Raw genomic sequence first — 13957 nt, forward strand, 5'->3', positions numbered from 1 at the left:
CTTAACAGGTACGATACCTTACTGGTTACTGAACCATTTTGGGCGAAAAATGCTGAATTACAGGGTTTCAGTGTGTGTAACCGATTACATTCATGTGATCGCCCTCACTTTTTCCCGGAAGCAGGTTCCTTAACATTGATAAAAACAACGATAGATAAATTTGGAGGCAATATGCCTGGCAATACTCACAAAAGCAGAACCTCAAATAAGGCGATGACCTTGTTTGTCTGCTTTCTCGCGGCTCTGGCCGGCCTGCTGTTCGGTCTCGATATCGGTGTCATCGCGGGTGCCCTGCCCTTTATCGCAAAAGATTTTAACGTGACTGCTCACCAACAGGAGTGGATCGTCAGTTCCATGATGTTTGGTGCCGCAGTGGGTGCCATTGGGAGCGGCTGGATGTCTTCGCATCTGGGCCGTAAAAAGAGCCTGATGGCCGGTGCCATCCTGTTCGTTATTGGTTCGCTGTGGTCGGCTATGGCGCCGAACCCGGAAATGCTGATTGCCGCCCGTGTGGTTCTCGGCCTGGCGGTCGGTGTCGCATCTTACACCGCGCCGTTGTATCTCTCTGAAATAGCACCGGAAAAAATCCGTGGCAGCATGATTTCACTGTATCAGCTGATGATCACCATCGGTATTCTGGCGGCTTACCTGTCCGATACCGCGTTCAGTGATGCTGGCGCATGGCGCTGGATGCTGGGTGTGATCACCATTCCGGCGATCCTGTTGCTGGTCGGTGTGGTGTTCCTGCCCAACAGCCCACGTTGGCTGGCGGCAAAAGGTAACTTCCGCGATGCACAGCGCGTACTGGATCGTCTGCGTGACACCAGTGAGCAGGCGAAACGTGAGCTGGATGAAATCCGTGAAAGTCTGAAGATCAAACAGTCAGGCTGGCAGCTGTTCCAGAGCAATAGCAACTTCCGTCGTGCAGTGTTCCTCGGCGTACTGTTGCAGGTGATGCAGCAATTCACCGGCATGAACGTCATCATGTACTACGCGCCGAAAATCTTTGAAATCGCTGGCTTTGCCAACACCACACAGCAAATGTGGGGCACGGTAATTGTTGGCCTGGTGAACGTACTGGCCACCTTTATCGCTATCGGCCTGGTGGACCGCTGGGGTCGTAAACCGACGCTGGTACTGGGCTTCCTGGTGATGGCGGCAGGTATGGGCATCCTCGGTTCCATGTTGCATATCGGCATTCACTCCGAAGGTGCGCAATACTTTGCGGTTGCTATGCTGCTGATGTTTATCGTTGGTTTTGCCATGAGTGCCGGCCCGCTGATTTGGGTACTGTGCTCTGAAATCCAGCCGCTGAAAGGTCGTGACTTTGGTATCACCGTCTCAACCGCCACCAACTGGATTGCCAACATGATTGTCGGCGCAACCTTCCTGACGATGCTGAATTCGCTGGGCAACGCACCGACCTTCTGGGTCTACGCGGGACTGAACGTGTTCTTTATCCTGCTGACACTGGTGCTGATTCCGGAGACCAAAAACGTCTCACTGGAGCACATCGAACGCAACCTGCTGTCGGGCAAAAAACTGCGCGAAATCGGTCAGCAGTGATCGAGATATAACGCACAAGGGCTGCCAGCTGGCAGCCCTTTTTTATTGCCCGTCCCGCAACGGTTGAGTTCTCTGGCGCAACATCTTATGCTGGCCGACATGAAAACGCCCCGCCTGCCCATCGCTGTACAACAAGCTGTTATGCGTTCACTGCGTCAGTTCCTGCAACTGGCTAACGAGCGGCTGGAACGCATCTATCCCGAACCCAAACTGATCTACCAGCAACGCGGCACTGCGGCGGGAACCGCCTGGCTGGAAAAGTGGGAAATCCGCCTCAACCCGGTATTGTTACTGGAAAACCAGCAGGCGTTTATCGACGAAGTGGTGCCACACGAACTGGCACATCTGCTGGTGTGGAAAACCTTCGGTCGCGTTGCGCCACACGGCAAAGAGTGGAAATGGATGATGGAAAACGTGCTGGGGGTTGCGGCACGTCGTACCCATCAGTTTGAAATCGACTCGGTGCGCAGTCAGACCTTCCCCTACCGCTGCGGTTGCCAGCAACATCAGTTGACCGTGCGCCGCCACAATCGTGTGCTGCGCGGCGAAAGCGAATATCGCTGCGTCCATTGCGGCACTTTGCTGCAACCCGGTGAATTTACAGCAAGTTAGTCCGATTATCCCATTTCACCCCCGCCAGCATTCTGCTAACCTGCCGCCTTTTTTCGCACCAGGTTAATTTTTGGAATATGTCTCGCAAAATTATTTTCGCCCTGACCTTGTTAGTCGCCCCGCTTAGCGCGTATAGCCTTAACCTCAACAACTATCATCAGAACAATTTCCAGCAAGCCAAAGAATACGCGGCATACATCAATGCCGATGCCCCCGGCAGTTTCTACTGCGGTTGTAAAATTAACTGGCACGGTAAAAAAGGCGTACCGGATCTGAGCAGCTGCGGCTACAACGTGCGCAAAAGTGCCAATCGTGCAGAGCGCATTGAATGGGAACATGTGATGCCCGCGTGGGAGTTCGGCCATCAGCGTCAATGCTGGCAGAACGGTGGTCGTAAAAATTGCAGCAAAGATGCTGACTACCGCCGGATTGAGAGCGATCTGCATAACCTGCAACCGGCGATTGGTGAAGTGAACGGCGACCGTGGCAACTTCCAGTACAGCCAGTGGAACGGTGGGGATCAACCTTACGGTCAGTGCAGCATGAAGATTGATTTCAAACAGAAGCTGGCGCAGCCGCCGGAACGCGCCCGTGGCGCGATTGCCCGCACCTACTTCTATATGCGCGATCAATATCACCTGAGTCTGTCACGCCAGCAAACTCAGCTGTTTACCGCCTGGGATAAGCAATATCCGGTAACGCCGTGGGAGTGCGAACGCGATAACCGCATTGCCAAAGTCCAGGGCAATCATAATCCTTATGTGCTTCAGGCTTGCCAGCGCTAAAAGCGCTACCCTAAACTAGCTGTTTTCCGATTGGGCCGTGCCTGGAGCACGGCATTAACGCTGGCAGGAACCCAATGCGTATACCTCGCATTTTTCACCCCGAATCACTGACGGTGGGCAGTGAGATTTTCCTCGATGAGGACGCCGCCAACCACGTCGGTCGCGTGCTGCGCATGAGCGCCGGACAGCGGCTTGAGCTGTTTGATGGCAGTAATCTGACTTTTGCTGGCGAAATCACCCAGGCCGATAAAAAGCGTGTACAAGTAAGAGTCCTTGCAAGCCAGCTGGATGACCGTGAATCACCGCTGCATCTGCATCTCGGCCAGGTGATGTCGCGCGGTGAAAAGATGGAGTTCACTATTCAGAAATCGATTGAGCTTGGCGTCAACGTCATTACGCCCTTGTTTTCTGAACGCTGCGGCGTAAAGCTGGATGCGGAGCGTCTGGCTAAGAAGATTCAGCAATGGCAGAAAATCGCAATCGCCGCCTGTGAGCAGTGCGGCCGTAATCGTGTGCCGGAAATTCGGGAAGCGATGACGCTGGAGGCGTGGTGTGCTGAAGCGGAAGACGGCCTAAAACTTAATTTGCACCCGCGCGCCAGCCACAGTATCAACACGCTGCCGCTACCGGTGGAACGCATCCGCCTGCTGATTGGCCCGGAAGGCGGTTTATCATCAGACGAAATTAGCATGACGTCGCAGCACGGGTTTACCGATATTCTGCTGGGACCACGCGTGCTGCGCACCGAAACAACCGCCCTCACCGCCATTACGGCACTTCAGGTGAGGTTTGGTGACCTCGGTTAAGGGATACTTGCGGGTTACAGACTAGGCAGGGGTAGCTGATTCCCCCTTTGAGGAGAGAATAATGATTAAGCTTGGCATCGTTATGGACCCGATTTCGTCCATCAACATTAAAAAAGACACCAGCTTCGCCATGTTGCTGGAAGCACAGCGCCGTGGTTACGAAATTCACTACATGGAGATGAACGATCTCTCCCTGCGCGGTGGCGTCACTTACGCACGCACGCGTCTGCTCAGCGTGGAGCAAAACTACGACAAATGGTACGAATTTGGCAGCGAGCAGGAGATCAAACTGGCCGATCTCAACGTGGTGCTGATGCGCAAAGATCCGCCGTTTGATACCGAGTTCATCTATGCCACCTATCTGCTGGAACGCGCGGAAGAACAAGGCACGCTGATCGTTAACAAACCGCAGAGCCTGCGCGACTGTAACGAAAAACTCTATACTGCCTGGTTTGCCGATTTAACCCCGGACACCCTGGTCACCCGCAGCAAAGAGAAACTGCGCGCGTTCTGGCAGGAACACGGTGATGTGATCCTGAAACCGCTGGACGGCATGGGCGGTGCATCGATCTTCCGCGTGAAGCAGGATGATCCTAACTTTGGCGTGATCACCGAAACCCTGACCAACCACGGTCAGAACTTCTGCATGGCGCAGAATTATCTGCCAGCGATTAAAGACGGTGACAAACGTGTGCTGGTGGTGGATGGCGAACCCGTCCCTTATTGCCTGGCGCGTATTCCGCAGGGCGGCGAAACCCGTGGTAACCTTGCAGCAGGTGGACGTGGTGAAGCACGCCCGCTGAGTGACAGCGACTGGGAGATTGCACGCCGTGTTGGCCCTGCGCTCAAAGCAAAAGGGTTGATTTTTGTCGGTCTCGATATCATCGGTGATAAACTGACTGAAGTGAACGTAACCAGCCCGACTTGCGTGCGTGAAATTGAAGCCGCCTTCCCAATCTCCATCACCGGTATGCTGATGGATGCGATTGAGAAACGTCTGGGCTAAGGATGCCGCCGGAGCCTGCGCTCCACGAACCACCTAAAACCGGTATTGCTGCGGCAATGCCGGTTATTTTTGGTATACGAGTGAGAATGAATTTACAGCATCATTTTTTGATTGCGATGCCATCCCTACAGGATCCCTTCTTCAAACGCTCGGTAGTCTATATTTGCGAGCATAATGAAGACGGTGCCATGGGCTTAATCATCAACAAGCCCATGGATAATCTGACGGTTGAAGGCATCCTTAAAAAGCTCAAAATCAGCCCATCAGATCGCGATCCGGCCATCAGGCTGGATAAACCGGTATTCGCTGGCGGCCCGCTGGCGGAGGACCGCGGCTTTATTCTGCATTCTGCGCAGCACATCTACTCATCCAGCATTCGTATCTCCGACACTACTGTGATTACGACCTCAAGGGACGTGCTGGAAGCGATTGGCAGTACTTCCCAGCCGGAGAACGTGCTGGTGGCGCTGGGTTACTGCGCCTGGGAAAAGGATCAGCTGGAAAATGAATTGCTGGAAAATGCATGGCTGACTACGCCGGCCTCCACCCATATCCTGTTCCAGACGCCGATTGCCGAGCGCTGGCGTGAAGCCGCTAAATGCCTTGGTGTGGATATCCATAATATGACCAACGATGCAGGGCACGCCTGATGGCCAGTGAAACCCTGCTGGGCTTTGATTTCGGCACCAAGAGCATCGGTGTTGCCGTCGGGCAACAGCTGACGGGCACCGCGCGCGCTTTGACGGCGTTAAAAGCACAGGACGGCACGCCGGACTGGAATCTGATCGAGCGTCTGCTGAAAGAGTGGCAACCGGATTACGTGGTGGTCGGGCTGCCGCTGAATATGGATGGCACCGAACAGGAACTGACGGCGCGCGCCCGTAAATTTGCCAATCGTCTGCATGGTCGTTTTGGCGTGCGTGTCGAATTACAGGATGAGCGTCTCAGTACCGTTGAAGCGCGCGCCGGTTTGTTCGAACGTGGCGGCTATCGCGCTCTGCAGAAAGGACGGGTTGATGCACAATCGGCGGTGATCATCCTTGAGGACTGGTTCGACAACCACTGATCCATCAGATTAACCCCTGCTGTCGCCGTGCCTGCTCGCTCTGGGCAAAGGTTTGCATCCCGGCCTGAGCGCCGGTTTGCAACACCCCCGGCAGCTGATGCATTTTGCCCTCACGAATCAGGTTAGCCACCGCCGGGGTTGCCACCAGCACTTCAAATAAGCCAATCCGCCCCCCGTTTTTCGCCGCAACCAGCCGTTGCGCCAGCACCGCTTTCAGGCTGCCCGCCAGCTGGCTGCGTACCAGGTTCTTCTCTTCGGCAGGAAACACATCCACCAGCCGATCCACCGCCTGGGTTGCCCCACGCGTGTGCAGCGTCGCCAGCACCAGATGGCCAGTTTCGGCTGCCGTTAATGCCAGCCGAATGGTTTCACTATCGCGCAGCTCACCCAGCAGAATGACATCCGGATCTTCACGTAGCGCCGCTTTCAGCCCGTGACGAAACGAGGCGCAATGCGCTCCCACTTCCCGCTGCTGAATCAGCGAACGCTGGCTGTGGTGAACAAACTCGATGGGATCTTCCAGCGTCAGAATATGGCGCGCCTGATAGTGATTCAGGTTATCCACCAGCGCCGCCAGGGTGGTGGATTTGCCGCTGCCGGTGGCACCGGTAATTAATATCAGCCCCTCATCCAGCTGCAATAACTGCTCCACCACCGGCGGCAAATGCAGGCTCGCAAGCGCGGGAACCTGGCTGGCAATCAGGCGCAGCGCCAGCGACAGCCCGTGCCGTTGCAGGAACAGATTGGCACGCAACCGCATCCCACTTGCCAGTGTGATAGCGAAATCCACATGGCCTTCCGCGTCCAGCACCGCCTGCTGCGCGCTATCCAGCCACTGGCTGATAAAGTTTTCCAGCCATGCCGCTTCCAGCACAGCCTGTTCGGGGACGGGTTCCAGCACGCCCTGCCGCCGCCAGTGTGGCAAATGTCCGCTGCAAAGGTGCAGATCGGCGGCGTTATGCTTTACACTAAGGGCCACAACTTTATCCAAATCCATAGAAACTCTCCTGACTATGACTTCCATTGAGCACAACTTACAGCAAGTGCGCGAGCGTATCGCCGCTGCCGCTGCGCGTTGCGGACGCGCGCCAGAAGAAATCACGCTGCTTGCAGTGAGTAAAACCAAACCTGTGAGCGCGGTTGCAGAAGCGATAGCTGCCGGACAACGGGCATTCGGCGAAAATTACGTGCAGGAAGGGGTTGAAAAAGTCACCGCGCTGGCCGCACATCCTGATCTGCAATGGCACTTCATCGGGCCGTTGCAGTCGAATAAGAGCCGTCTGGTGGCGGAGCATTTTGCCTGGTGTCACACCGTGGATCGGCAGCGTATTGCGCAGCGTCTGAATGACCAGCGCCCGGCGCATCTGCCACCGCTTAATGTGTTAATTCAGGTAAATATCAGTGACGAGAACAGCAAATCTGGCATCATGCTGGATGCGCTGCCGACGCTGGCACAGGAGATTGCCGCTTTGCCACAGCTGTGTTTACGCGGTCTGATGGCGATTCCGGCACCCGAGCAGGATTACGAGCGTCAACTGGCGGTATGCCAGCAGATGGCCGCTGCGTTTCATGCTCTGCAACAGGATTACCCTGGCGTCGATACGCTTTCTCTGGGAATGAGCGACGACATGGAAGCGGCTATCGCCGCAGGCAGTACCATGGTGCGCATCGGCACCGCCGTCTTTGGCGCGCGGGATTATGCGCGCACTTCACAACAATAATTGAGGAACCTCATGTTAACAATGACGTTTTTAGTCAAAACGCTGATCGACCTGTACGTGATGGTATTGCTGCTGCGTATCTGGATGCAGTGGTCACGCTGTGACTTCTACAATCCGCTGTCGCAGTTTGTCGTGAAGATTACCCAGCCGATCATCAAACCGCTGCGTCGCGTGCTGCCCGCATTGGGGCCGATCGATACCGCCTCGCTGCTGCTGGCGTTTGTGCTGACCACCCTGAAATACCCGATTCTGCTGCTGATTCAGGTCGGCGTGTTCTCGGTCGATCCCACCAACCTGCTGGTCGGCTTGCTGTCGCTGCTGAAATCTGCCGGTTATCTGGTGTTCTGGGTGATCATCATCCGTTCGCTGATGAGCTGGATCAGCCAGGGCCGTGGTCCGATTGATTATGTTTTGATTCAACTGACCGAACCGCTGATGGCACCGATTCGTCGCATTCTGCCAGCGATGGGCGGCATCGATTTTTCTGCCATGATTGTCATTCTGGTGCTGTATGCGCTGAATTTCCTCGGCATGGACCTGTTCCCGGGTCTCTGGTACTTGCTGTAATTCGTTAATCTGGAACTGTTATGCAAAAAGTTGTTCTCGCCACCGGTAATCCGGGCAAAGTTCGTGAACTGGCCGACCTGCTGTCGGCCTTTGGCCTCGATATCGTGGCACAAACCGAGCTGGGCGTGGAGTCAGCGGAAGAAACCGGTCTGACTTTTATCGAAAACGCCATCCTGAAAGCGCGCCATGCTGCCCAAATCACCGGCCTGCCCGCGATTGCGGATGACTCCGGTCTGGCCGTTGACGCCCTCGGCGGTGCACCGGGGATCTACTCCGCGCGCTACGCGGGCCTGGAAGCCAGCGATCAGCAGAATCTTGAGAAGCTGCTGGTTGCGCTGGAAAACGTCGCGGATGGCGAGCGCCAGGCACAGTTCCACTGCGTATTGGTGTATGTTCGCCATGCTGCTGACCCTACGCCGCTGGTGTTTCACGGCAGCTGGGCGGGCGAAATCACCCGTGCCGCAGCAGGCCAGGGTGGTTTTGGCTACGATCCGATTTTCTATGTCCCTGAACTGGGCAAAACGGCTGCGGAGCTGAGTAAAGATGAAAAGCGCGCCGTTTCTCACCGTGGCAAAGCATTGACGCTGTTACTGGATGCGATGCGCAATGCCTGATTTACCGCCGTTAAGCCTTTACATCCACATTCCGTGGTGCGTACAGAAGTGCCCCTACTGTGATTTCAACTCCCACGCATTGAAAGGCGAAGTGCCGCACATCGAGTATGTGCAGCACCTGCTGAACGATCTGGAGCAGGATTTGCCGCTCACCAGCGGACGCGAAGTTCGCACCATTTTTATTGGTGGCGGCACCCCCAGCCTGTTGAGCAGCAATGCCATGCAGATGCTGATGGATGGCGTGCGTGCGCGGCTACCGCTGGCAGCAGATGCAGAAATCACCATGGAAGCCAATCCTGGCACGGTAGAAGCCGATCGCTTCAGCGGCTACCAGCGTGCCGGAATCAACCGTATTTCGATTGGGGTGCAGAGTTTCAGCCCACAGAAGCTGGAACGCCTGGGGCGTATTCACGGCCCGGAAGAAGCGAAACGCGCTGCCCATCTCGCCGCCGGGCTTGGCCTGCGCAGCTTTAACCTCGATTTGATGCACGGCCTGCCAGACCAATCGCTGGAGGAAGCGCTCGATGATTTACGTCAGGCGATTGCGCTGAATCCGCCGCATTTGTCGTGGTATCAGCTGACCATCGAGCCAAATACGCTGTTTGGTTCACGTCCCCCGGTGCTGCCGGATGATGACGCGTTGTGGGATATCTTCGAACAAGGCCATCAACTGCTGACGGCGGCCGGTTATCAGCAATATGAAACCTCCGCCTATGCGAAGCCCGGTTATCGTTGTGAGCATAACCTCAATTACTGGCGCTTTGGTGATTACCTCGGCATTGGTTGTGGTGCCCATGGCAAGCTGACCCAACCGGATGGCAGCATTTTGCGCACGGTGAAAACCCGTCATCCACGCGGCTTTATGAAGGGCAATTATCTTGATAAGCAGCATCAGGTTGCTGATGCGGATAAACCTTTCGAGTTCTTTATGAACCGTTTCCGTCTGCTGGAAGTGGCACCGCGCGCTGACTTCCGTCGCTATACCGGGCTGGAAGAAACGATCATCCGCCCGCAGATTGAAGCGGCAATGGCTGCGGAATATATAGTAGAAACGGAACAACAGTGGCAGATTACGGAAAAAGGTAAGTTATTCCTTAATTCGCTGCTGGAATTGTTTCTGGTGGAAGAATAACGTCTGACGTAGCGGCGCGATTTATCGCGCATATTTTAAAACCAGGGCGCGCGATAAATCGCGCCGCTACGCAGTCAACTTCTCTCAGTATTTTGTCTGAGCTGGAGCAGATGGGTATTAATTAGCGCGATATTGACTTCACAGGGCGTACCATCATCCAGATATACCGTTTCAGCAATTTCCAGAACCGCCTCATTTTCCTTCATTTTCAGCAGATTAATCTGGTCAGGATTGGTCAGATTAATCGCATTTAAATGCTGATCCCTGCGCTGAACTTTCTTGCCCGTAATTTGCTCAATATAAGAGTATTTAGATATTTCCAGCTTGCTGAACTCCATGCTGCTAAACATGCTGACCGGCAAATGACACTGTTCCAGGGCAACAGGAATATCATCAAAACACATCAGACGAACAATTTTGTACACCTGGTCGCTGTTTTTAATGCGCAGTGCCTGCGCCATATCCGCTGACGGCACTTTGATGATGCTGGCAGTAATGACTTTTCTGACCCCTTTATAGCCCTTTTTCTGCGCCTGATAATCAAAAGGTGACAGCGCATGAAAGCGGCCAGAATGGTTACTTTTACCAATGGAGCCAACGAAAAGGCCAGACCCTTTTACCCGGTAAATACGCTGCTGCTCAATCAGAATACGGGTTGCTTCCCGCACCGTCGCACGGGTAATGCCGATGTTTTTCGCTATCGCAATTTCAGTATCGAGTTTATCTCCAGGCAGAAGCCCCTCGTCTTTGATCTTCTGGAGGATGTAATCGACAACCTCTTTCTGCTTCTCAGTAATGCCATCGACCATCAACGTTCTTCCCGATAAGAGTAGGCTCCGGCTCCTGTGAGCCATGAGTGCACATGTATGCCTGAGTTTATTTTCTAAGTGCCAGTCTGACCGCATCAGGATGTGATCAAGTTAACGAATTTGCACTCAATCTCAGGGTGTCCAGCCAGATTTCAATCTTACATATTGTATCTATACACGTCCATGTGCATTATCAAGATGACTAGACACATTAAACATGTCTAGACTTGATTACGAATGCCAATGCATTGATAGAAAAATAAAAACAATACTCAATATATTGATAAATATGCATTTTTAATAAGTTTCAGTTCTACAGCACCAAAATTGGAAAAGATTACGCGCACAACACCAGGTGCAGTAACAGCCAGATTTCAGGGGAAATGACTGGACATCTTTTGCCACCGAAGCGTTAACGGCCAACAGTAAAGAGTCCGGGTTACTGCATAAAACAGAGCTAAAGCGAGATCAGTTCATGGTAAATAGAGAGTTAGCAAACGCGATTCGATTTCTCAGCATTGATGCGATCCAGAAGGCCAATTCAGGACATCCTGGCGCGCCGATGGGGATGGCGGATATTGCCGAAGTTGTCTGGCGTCACCACTTACGCCACAACCCCAAAAATCCTCAATGGTTCAATCGCGACCGTTATGTTCAGTCCAACGGACATGGCTCGATGCTGCTTTATTCCTTACTGCATCTGACTGGTTACGATCTGTCGATTGATGACATTCGCCAGTTTCGCCAGCTCCATTCCCGCACCCCAGGACACCCTGAATATGGCTATACCCCAGGGGTGGAGACCACCACCGGACCACTTGGCCAGGGTGTGGCGAATGCGGTAGGAATGGCGATTGCCGAGAAAGCGCTGGCTGCGCAGTTCAACAAACCTGATTTTGCCGTGGTCGATCATTACACCTGGCTGTTTTTAGGCGACGGTTGCCTGATGGAAGGGATCTCCCATGAGGCATGTGGTCTGGCTGGCACCTTGCAACTGGGAAAACTGATCGCCATCTGGGATGACAACGGCATTTCCATTGATGGTCACGTTGAAGGTTGGTTCTCCGAAGATACCGCCGCGCGTTTCCGTGCCTATGGCTGGCATGTGATTGAAGGTGTCGATGGGCACAATGCCGCCGCTGTCGATGCTGCGGTGCGTGAGGCCAAAGCGGTCACAGACAAACCCAGCCTGTTATGTTGCAAAACCATCATCGGCTTTGGCTCACCGAATAAAGCCAACAGCCACGATTGCCATGGTTCCGCTCTCGGCTCCGATGAAGTCGCGCTGGTGCGTGAAGCGCTGAACTGGCCTTACGCACCGTTTGAAATTCCCGATGCTATTTACCAGGCCTGGGATGCCCGCGAACAGGGGGCAAAAAATCAGCAACAGTGGGACCAGCTGTTTGCCGCTTATCAGCAGCAATGGCCGGAACTTGCTGATGAGTTTGTCCGCCGTATGCAAGGCGAACTGCCGGCAAACTGGGCGGAAGATATGGATAGCTACATCGCTGGGTTACAGGCGACGCCTGCCAGCCTGGCCACCCGTCAGGTCAGCCAGAAATGCCTGAATCATTTCGCCGATCTATTGCCGGAAATGCTGGGCGGTTCGGCGGATCTTTCACCATCGAATCTGACCAGACAGCAGAAATCCATCGACTTCAGCGCCGAAAATCCGGCGGGCAATTACATTTCCTACGGTGTGCGCGAGTTCGGTATGTCCGCCATGATGAATGGCATGGCGCTGCATGGCGGTTTTATCCCCTACGGCGGCACCTTCCTGATGTTTATGGAATACGCCCGCAATGCCGTGCGTATGGCGGCATTAATGAAGATCCGCTCGGTATTCGTTTATAGCCATGACACCATCGGCCTCGGCGAAGATGGCCCCACCCATCAACCGGTTGAACAGTTAGCTTCGCTGCGCCTGACACCCAATATGGAAACCTGGCGCGGTTGCGATCAGGTCGAAGTGGCGGTGGCATGGCGACAGGCGATTGAACGTAAAAATGGTCCCAGCGCGTTGATTCTGACCCGACAACCGCTTGAGCAGCAGCCGCGTTCGGCTGCTCAACTGGCCGACATTTCGCGTGGCGGATATGTGCTGCTTGATTGTGAGGGCAAGCCCGAGCTGCTGCTGATTTCATCCGGTTCGGAAATCGATCTGGTCGTCGCCGCCGCAAAAGTCCTGCTCCAGGAAGGTCGTAAGGTCCGGGTGGTTTCTATGCCCTGCACCGAGCGTTTTGATCAACAGGATGCGCCATATAAAGCATCGGTGCTGCCAAACGAGGTGCGCAAACGTCTGGCAGTTGAAGCCAGCATTGAAGGATTCTGGCAGCGCTACACCGGTCTGGATGGGAAAGTGATCGGGATGAAATCATTCGGTGAGTCAGCTCCGGCAAACGTACTTTTCAAACATTTCGGCTTTACGGTAGAAAACGTACTTGAAACAGCCCGTAGCTTACTGAAGTAATCACTGAACACGTCTTTAATTCAGGAAAACAATATGTCGAATCTGTCAAAGTGGCTGAATGATGAAAAGATCCAGTACCTCGAAAATGTCTCTGACTGGAAAGAGGCTATTCAGGTAGCAGGACGCCCGCTGCTGAATGAAGGTGCCATTTCTCAGCAATACATTGATGTCATCATTCAGCAAAAGCAGGACATTGGTCCCTACTTTGTTATCGCCCCACGAATAGCGATGCCGCATGCTCGCCCTGAGCAGGGAGCCATTAAACTGGGGTTATCCATCGTCAAACTGGCAACGCCCGTCAAATTTGATGCTGATGAAAACGATCCGGTTGATGCGATTTTTATGTTCTCAGCCCCGGATAGTAACAGTCATATTGAGATGATCTCGCAACTGGCAGAAGTACTTTCCGATGACGAGGCCATGAGTCGATTATTCAACTCGCGCAGTAAAGAAGAGTTGATCGCCATTTTACTGGCAGACAATAAAGTCATTTAAAAATTTCCCAAGGGAAACTAACGAGGTGTGATATGAAAATTATGGCGGTTTGCGGTTCAGGGCTGGGAAGCAGCTTTATGATGGAGATGAACATTAAAAAGGTGCTGAAAGCCATCGACATCACTGCGGAAGTTGAACACTCTGACCTGGGGTCAGTAACCCCTGATGTTGCTGATGTTTTTGTTATGGCTAAAGACATTGCCTACAGTGCTAATCTTCCTGAGGGCAAGGTTATCATCATCAATAACATCATTGACATCAAAGAGCTTGAGCAGAAAATTCGCGAATACTTTAATAAATCCTGACTC

The 13957-nt window shown here is 53.7% G+C and carries 16 protein-coding genes; 14 read left to right on the forward strand and 2 right to left on the reverse strand.

Annotation, left to right across the window (positions count from 1 at the left end; genetic code table 11):
- Positions 1 to 171 precede the first annotated feature (171 nt).
- The 7 genes from CUN67_RS16470 (at position 172) to ruvX (ending at position 5841) form a co-directional block, all read left to right on the forward strand.
- Positions 172 to 1566 (forward strand): sugar porter family MFS transporter, encoded by a 1395-nt coding sequence (locus CUN67_RS16470; RefSeq protein ID WP_208716376.1) that lies wholly within the window; start codon positions 172 to 174, stop codon positions 1564 to 1566.
- Between the two features lie 99 nt (positions 1567 to 1665).
- Positions 1666 to 2178, forward strand: coding sequence for a SprT family zinc-dependent metalloprotease (locus tag CUN67_RS16475; RefSeq protein WP_208716377.1), 513 nt, complete (start codon positions 1666 to 1668; stop codon positions 2176 to 2178).
- Positions 2179 to 2255: 77 nt separating this feature from the next.
- Positions 2256 to 2963: a deoxyribonuclease I gene (gene endA, locus CUN67_RS16480; RefSeq protein ID WP_208716378.1), complete on the forward strand. Its 708-nt coding sequence runs from the start codon at positions 2256 to 2258 to the stop codon at positions 2961 to 2963.
- A gap of 74 nt (positions 2964 to 3037) precedes the next feature.
- A complete protein-coding gene (rsmE, locus tag CUN67_RS16485) occupies positions 3038 to 3769 on the forward strand; it encodes a 16S rRNA (uracil(1498)-N(3))-methyltransferase (RefSeq protein ID WP_208716379.1) in 732 nt (243 codons plus the stop codon).
- 61 nt (positions 3770 to 3830) lie between these two features.
- Complete coding sequence (gene gshB, locus CUN67_RS16490; RefSeq protein ID WP_208716380.1) at positions 3831 to 4775, forward strand: glutathione synthase; 945 nt, start codon at positions 3831 to 3833, stop codon at positions 4773 to 4775.
- Positions 4776 to 4861: 86 nt separating this feature from the next.
- Positions 4862 to 5425, forward strand: coding sequence for a YqgE/AlgH family protein (locus CUN67_RS16495; protein WP_208716381.1), 564 nt, complete (start codon positions 4862 to 4864; stop codon positions 5423 to 5425).
- Complete coding sequence (gene ruvX, locus CUN67_RS16500) at positions 5425 to 5841, forward strand: Holliday junction resolvase RuvX (protein WP_208716382.1); 417 nt, start codon at positions 5425 to 5427, stop codon at positions 5839 to 5841. The genes CUN67_RS16495 and ruvX overlap by 1 nt, the downstream gene beginning before the upstream one ends.
- 4 nt (positions 5842 to 5845) lie before the next feature.
- Here the strand turns inward: ruvX and CUN67_RS16505 are convergent, their stop codons facing one another.
- Positions 5846 to 6838 (reverse strand): type IV pilus twitching motility protein PilT, encoded by a 993-nt coding sequence (locus tag CUN67_RS16505; protein ID WP_208716383.1) that lies wholly within the window; start codon positions 6836 to 6838, stop codon positions 5846 to 5848.
- Between the two features lie 16 nt (positions 6839 to 6854).
- Here CUN67_RS16505 and CUN67_RS16510 point away from each other — a divergent pair, with 16 nt between their 5' ends.
- The 4 genes from CUN67_RS16510 to hemW are packed head-to-tail and all read left to right on the forward strand — an operon-like array spanning position 6855 to position 9875.
- Positions 6855 to 7562, forward strand: coding sequence for a YggS family pyridoxal phosphate-dependent enzyme (locus tag CUN67_RS16510; protein ID WP_208716384.1), 708 nt, complete (start codon positions 6855 to 6857; stop codon positions 7560 to 7562).
- Positions 7563 to 7574: 12 nt separating this feature from the next.
- Entirely contained in the window at positions 7575 to 8129 is a 555-nt protein-coding gene (locus CUN67_RS16515) for a YggT family protein (RefSeq protein ID WP_021186199.1), read from the forward strand.
- A gap of 20 nt (positions 8130 to 8149) precedes the next feature.
- Complete coding sequence (locus tag CUN67_RS16520; protein WP_208716385.1) at positions 8150 to 8743, forward strand: XTP/dITP diphosphatase; 594 nt, start codon at positions 8150 to 8152, stop codon at positions 8741 to 8743.
- Positions 8736 to 9875, forward strand: coding sequence for a radical SAM family heme chaperone HemW (gene hemW / locus CUN67_RS16525; protein WP_208716386.1), 1140 nt, complete (start codon positions 8736 to 8738; stop codon positions 9873 to 9875). Before CUN67_RS16520 ends, hemW begins: the two co-directional genes overlap by 8 nt.
- 74 nt (positions 9876 to 9949) lie before the next feature.
- Here hemW and CUN67_RS16530 read toward each other — a convergent pair whose 3' ends face one another.
- The gene (locus tag CUN67_RS16530) at positions 9950 to 10684 is read right to left on the reverse strand and encodes a GntR family transcriptional regulator (RefSeq protein WP_208717243.1); all 735 of its coding nucleotides are present in this window, start codon (positions 10682 to 10684) and stop codon (positions 9950 to 9952) included.
- A 475-nt stretch (positions 10685 to 11159) separates the two neighbouring features.
- On the opposite strand from CUN67_RS16530, the gene tkt reads away from it, so the two are divergent.
- The 3 genes from tkt to CUN67_RS16545 are packed head-to-tail and all read left to right on the forward strand — an operon-like array spanning position 11160 to position 13954.
- Positions 11160 to 13154, forward strand: a complete 1995-nt coding sequence (gene tkt / locus CUN67_RS16535) for a transketolase (protein ID WP_208716387.1) — start codon at positions 11160 to 11162, stop codon at positions 13152 to 13154.
- A 33-nt stretch (positions 13155 to 13187) separates the two neighbouring features.
- Complete coding sequence (locus tag CUN67_RS16540; RefSeq protein WP_208716388.1) at positions 13188 to 13649, forward strand: PTS sugar transporter subunit IIA; 462 nt, start codon at positions 13188 to 13190, stop codon at positions 13647 to 13649.
- A 32-nt stretch (positions 13650 to 13681) separates the two neighbouring features.
- Positions 13682 to 13954 carry a PTS sugar transporter subunit IIB gene (locus tag CUN67_RS16545; protein WP_208716389.1) on the forward strand — a complete coding sequence of 91 codons (273 nt, stop codon included), beginning with the start codon at positions 13682 to 13684 and terminating at the stop codon, positions 13952 to 13954.
- Positions 13955 to 13957 lie beyond the last annotated feature (3 nt).

Origin of the sequence: Pantoea cypripedii (assembly GCF_011395035.1) — a bacterium.
GTDB lineage: Bacteria > Pseudomonadota > Gammaproteobacteria > Enterobacterales > Enterobacteriaceae > Pantoea > Pantoea cypripedii_A.

What these genes read in the sequence shown, in the direction of transcription:
- CUN67_RS16545 (WP_208716389.1), top strand. Translation starts at nt 13,682, where the DNA reads ATGAAAATTATGGCGGTTTGCGGTTCAGGGCTGGGAAGCAGCTTTATG.
- CUN67_RS16515 (WP_021186199.1), top strand. Translation starts at nt 7,575, where the DNA reads ATGTTAACAATGACGTTTTTAGTCAAAACGCTGATCGACCTGTACGTG.
- hemW (WP_208716386.1), top strand. Translation starts at nt 8,736, where the DNA reads ATGCCTGATTTACCGCCGTTAAGCCTTTACATCCACATTCCGTGGTGC.
- CUN67_RS16495 (WP_208716381.1), top strand. Translation starts at nt 4,862, where the DNA reads ATGAATTTACAGCATCATTTTTTGATTGCGATGCCATCCCTACAGGAT.
- CUN67_RS16510 (WP_208716384.1), top strand. Translation starts at nt 6,855, where the DNA reads ATGACTTCCATTGAGCACAACTTACAGCAAGTGCGCGAGCGTATCGCC.
- CUN67_RS16470 (WP_208716376.1), top strand. Translation starts at nt 172, where the DNA reads ATGCCTGGCAATACTCACAAAAGCAGAACCTCAAATAAGGCGATGACC.
- CUN67_RS16520 (WP_208716385.1), top strand. Translation starts at nt 8,150, where the DNA reads ATGCAAAAAGTTGTTCTCGCCACCGGTAATCCGGGCAAAGTTCGTGAA.
- tkt (WP_208716387.1), top strand. Translation starts at nt 11,160, where the DNA reads ATGGTAAATAGAGAGTTAGCAAACGCGATTCGATTTCTCAGCATTGAT.
- ruvX (WP_208716382.1), top strand. Translation starts at nt 5,425, where the DNA reads ATGGCCAGTGAAACCCTGCTGGGCTTTGATTTCGGCACCAAGAGCATC.
- rsmE (WP_208716379.1), top strand. Translation starts at nt 3,038, where the DNA reads ATGCGTATACCTCGCATTTTTCACCCCGAATCACTGACGGTGGGCAGT.
- CUN67_RS16475 (WP_208716377.1), top strand. Translation starts at nt 1,666, where the DNA reads ATGAAAACGCCCCGCCTGCCCATCGCTGTACAACAAGCTGTTATGCGT.
- endA (WP_208716378.1), top strand. Translation starts at nt 2,256, where the DNA reads ATGTCTCGCAAAATTATTTTCGCCCTGACCTTGTTAGTCGCCCCGCTT.
- gshB (WP_208716380.1), top strand. Translation starts at nt 3,831, where the DNA reads ATGATTAAGCTTGGCATCGTTATGGACCCGATTTCGTCCATCAACATT.
- CUN67_RS16505 (WP_208716383.1), bottom strand. Translation starts at nt 6,838, where the DNA reads ATGGATTTGGATAAAGTTGTGGCCCTTAGTGTAAAGCATAACGCCGCC.
- CUN67_RS16540 (WP_208716388.1), top strand. Translation starts at nt 13,188, where the DNA reads ATGTCGAATCTGTCAAAGTGGCTGAATGATGAAAAGATCCAGTACCTC.
- CUN67_RS16530 (WP_208717243.1), bottom strand. Translation starts at nt 10,684, where the DNA reads ATGGTCGATGGCATTACTGAGAAGCAGAAAGAGGTTGTCGATTACATC.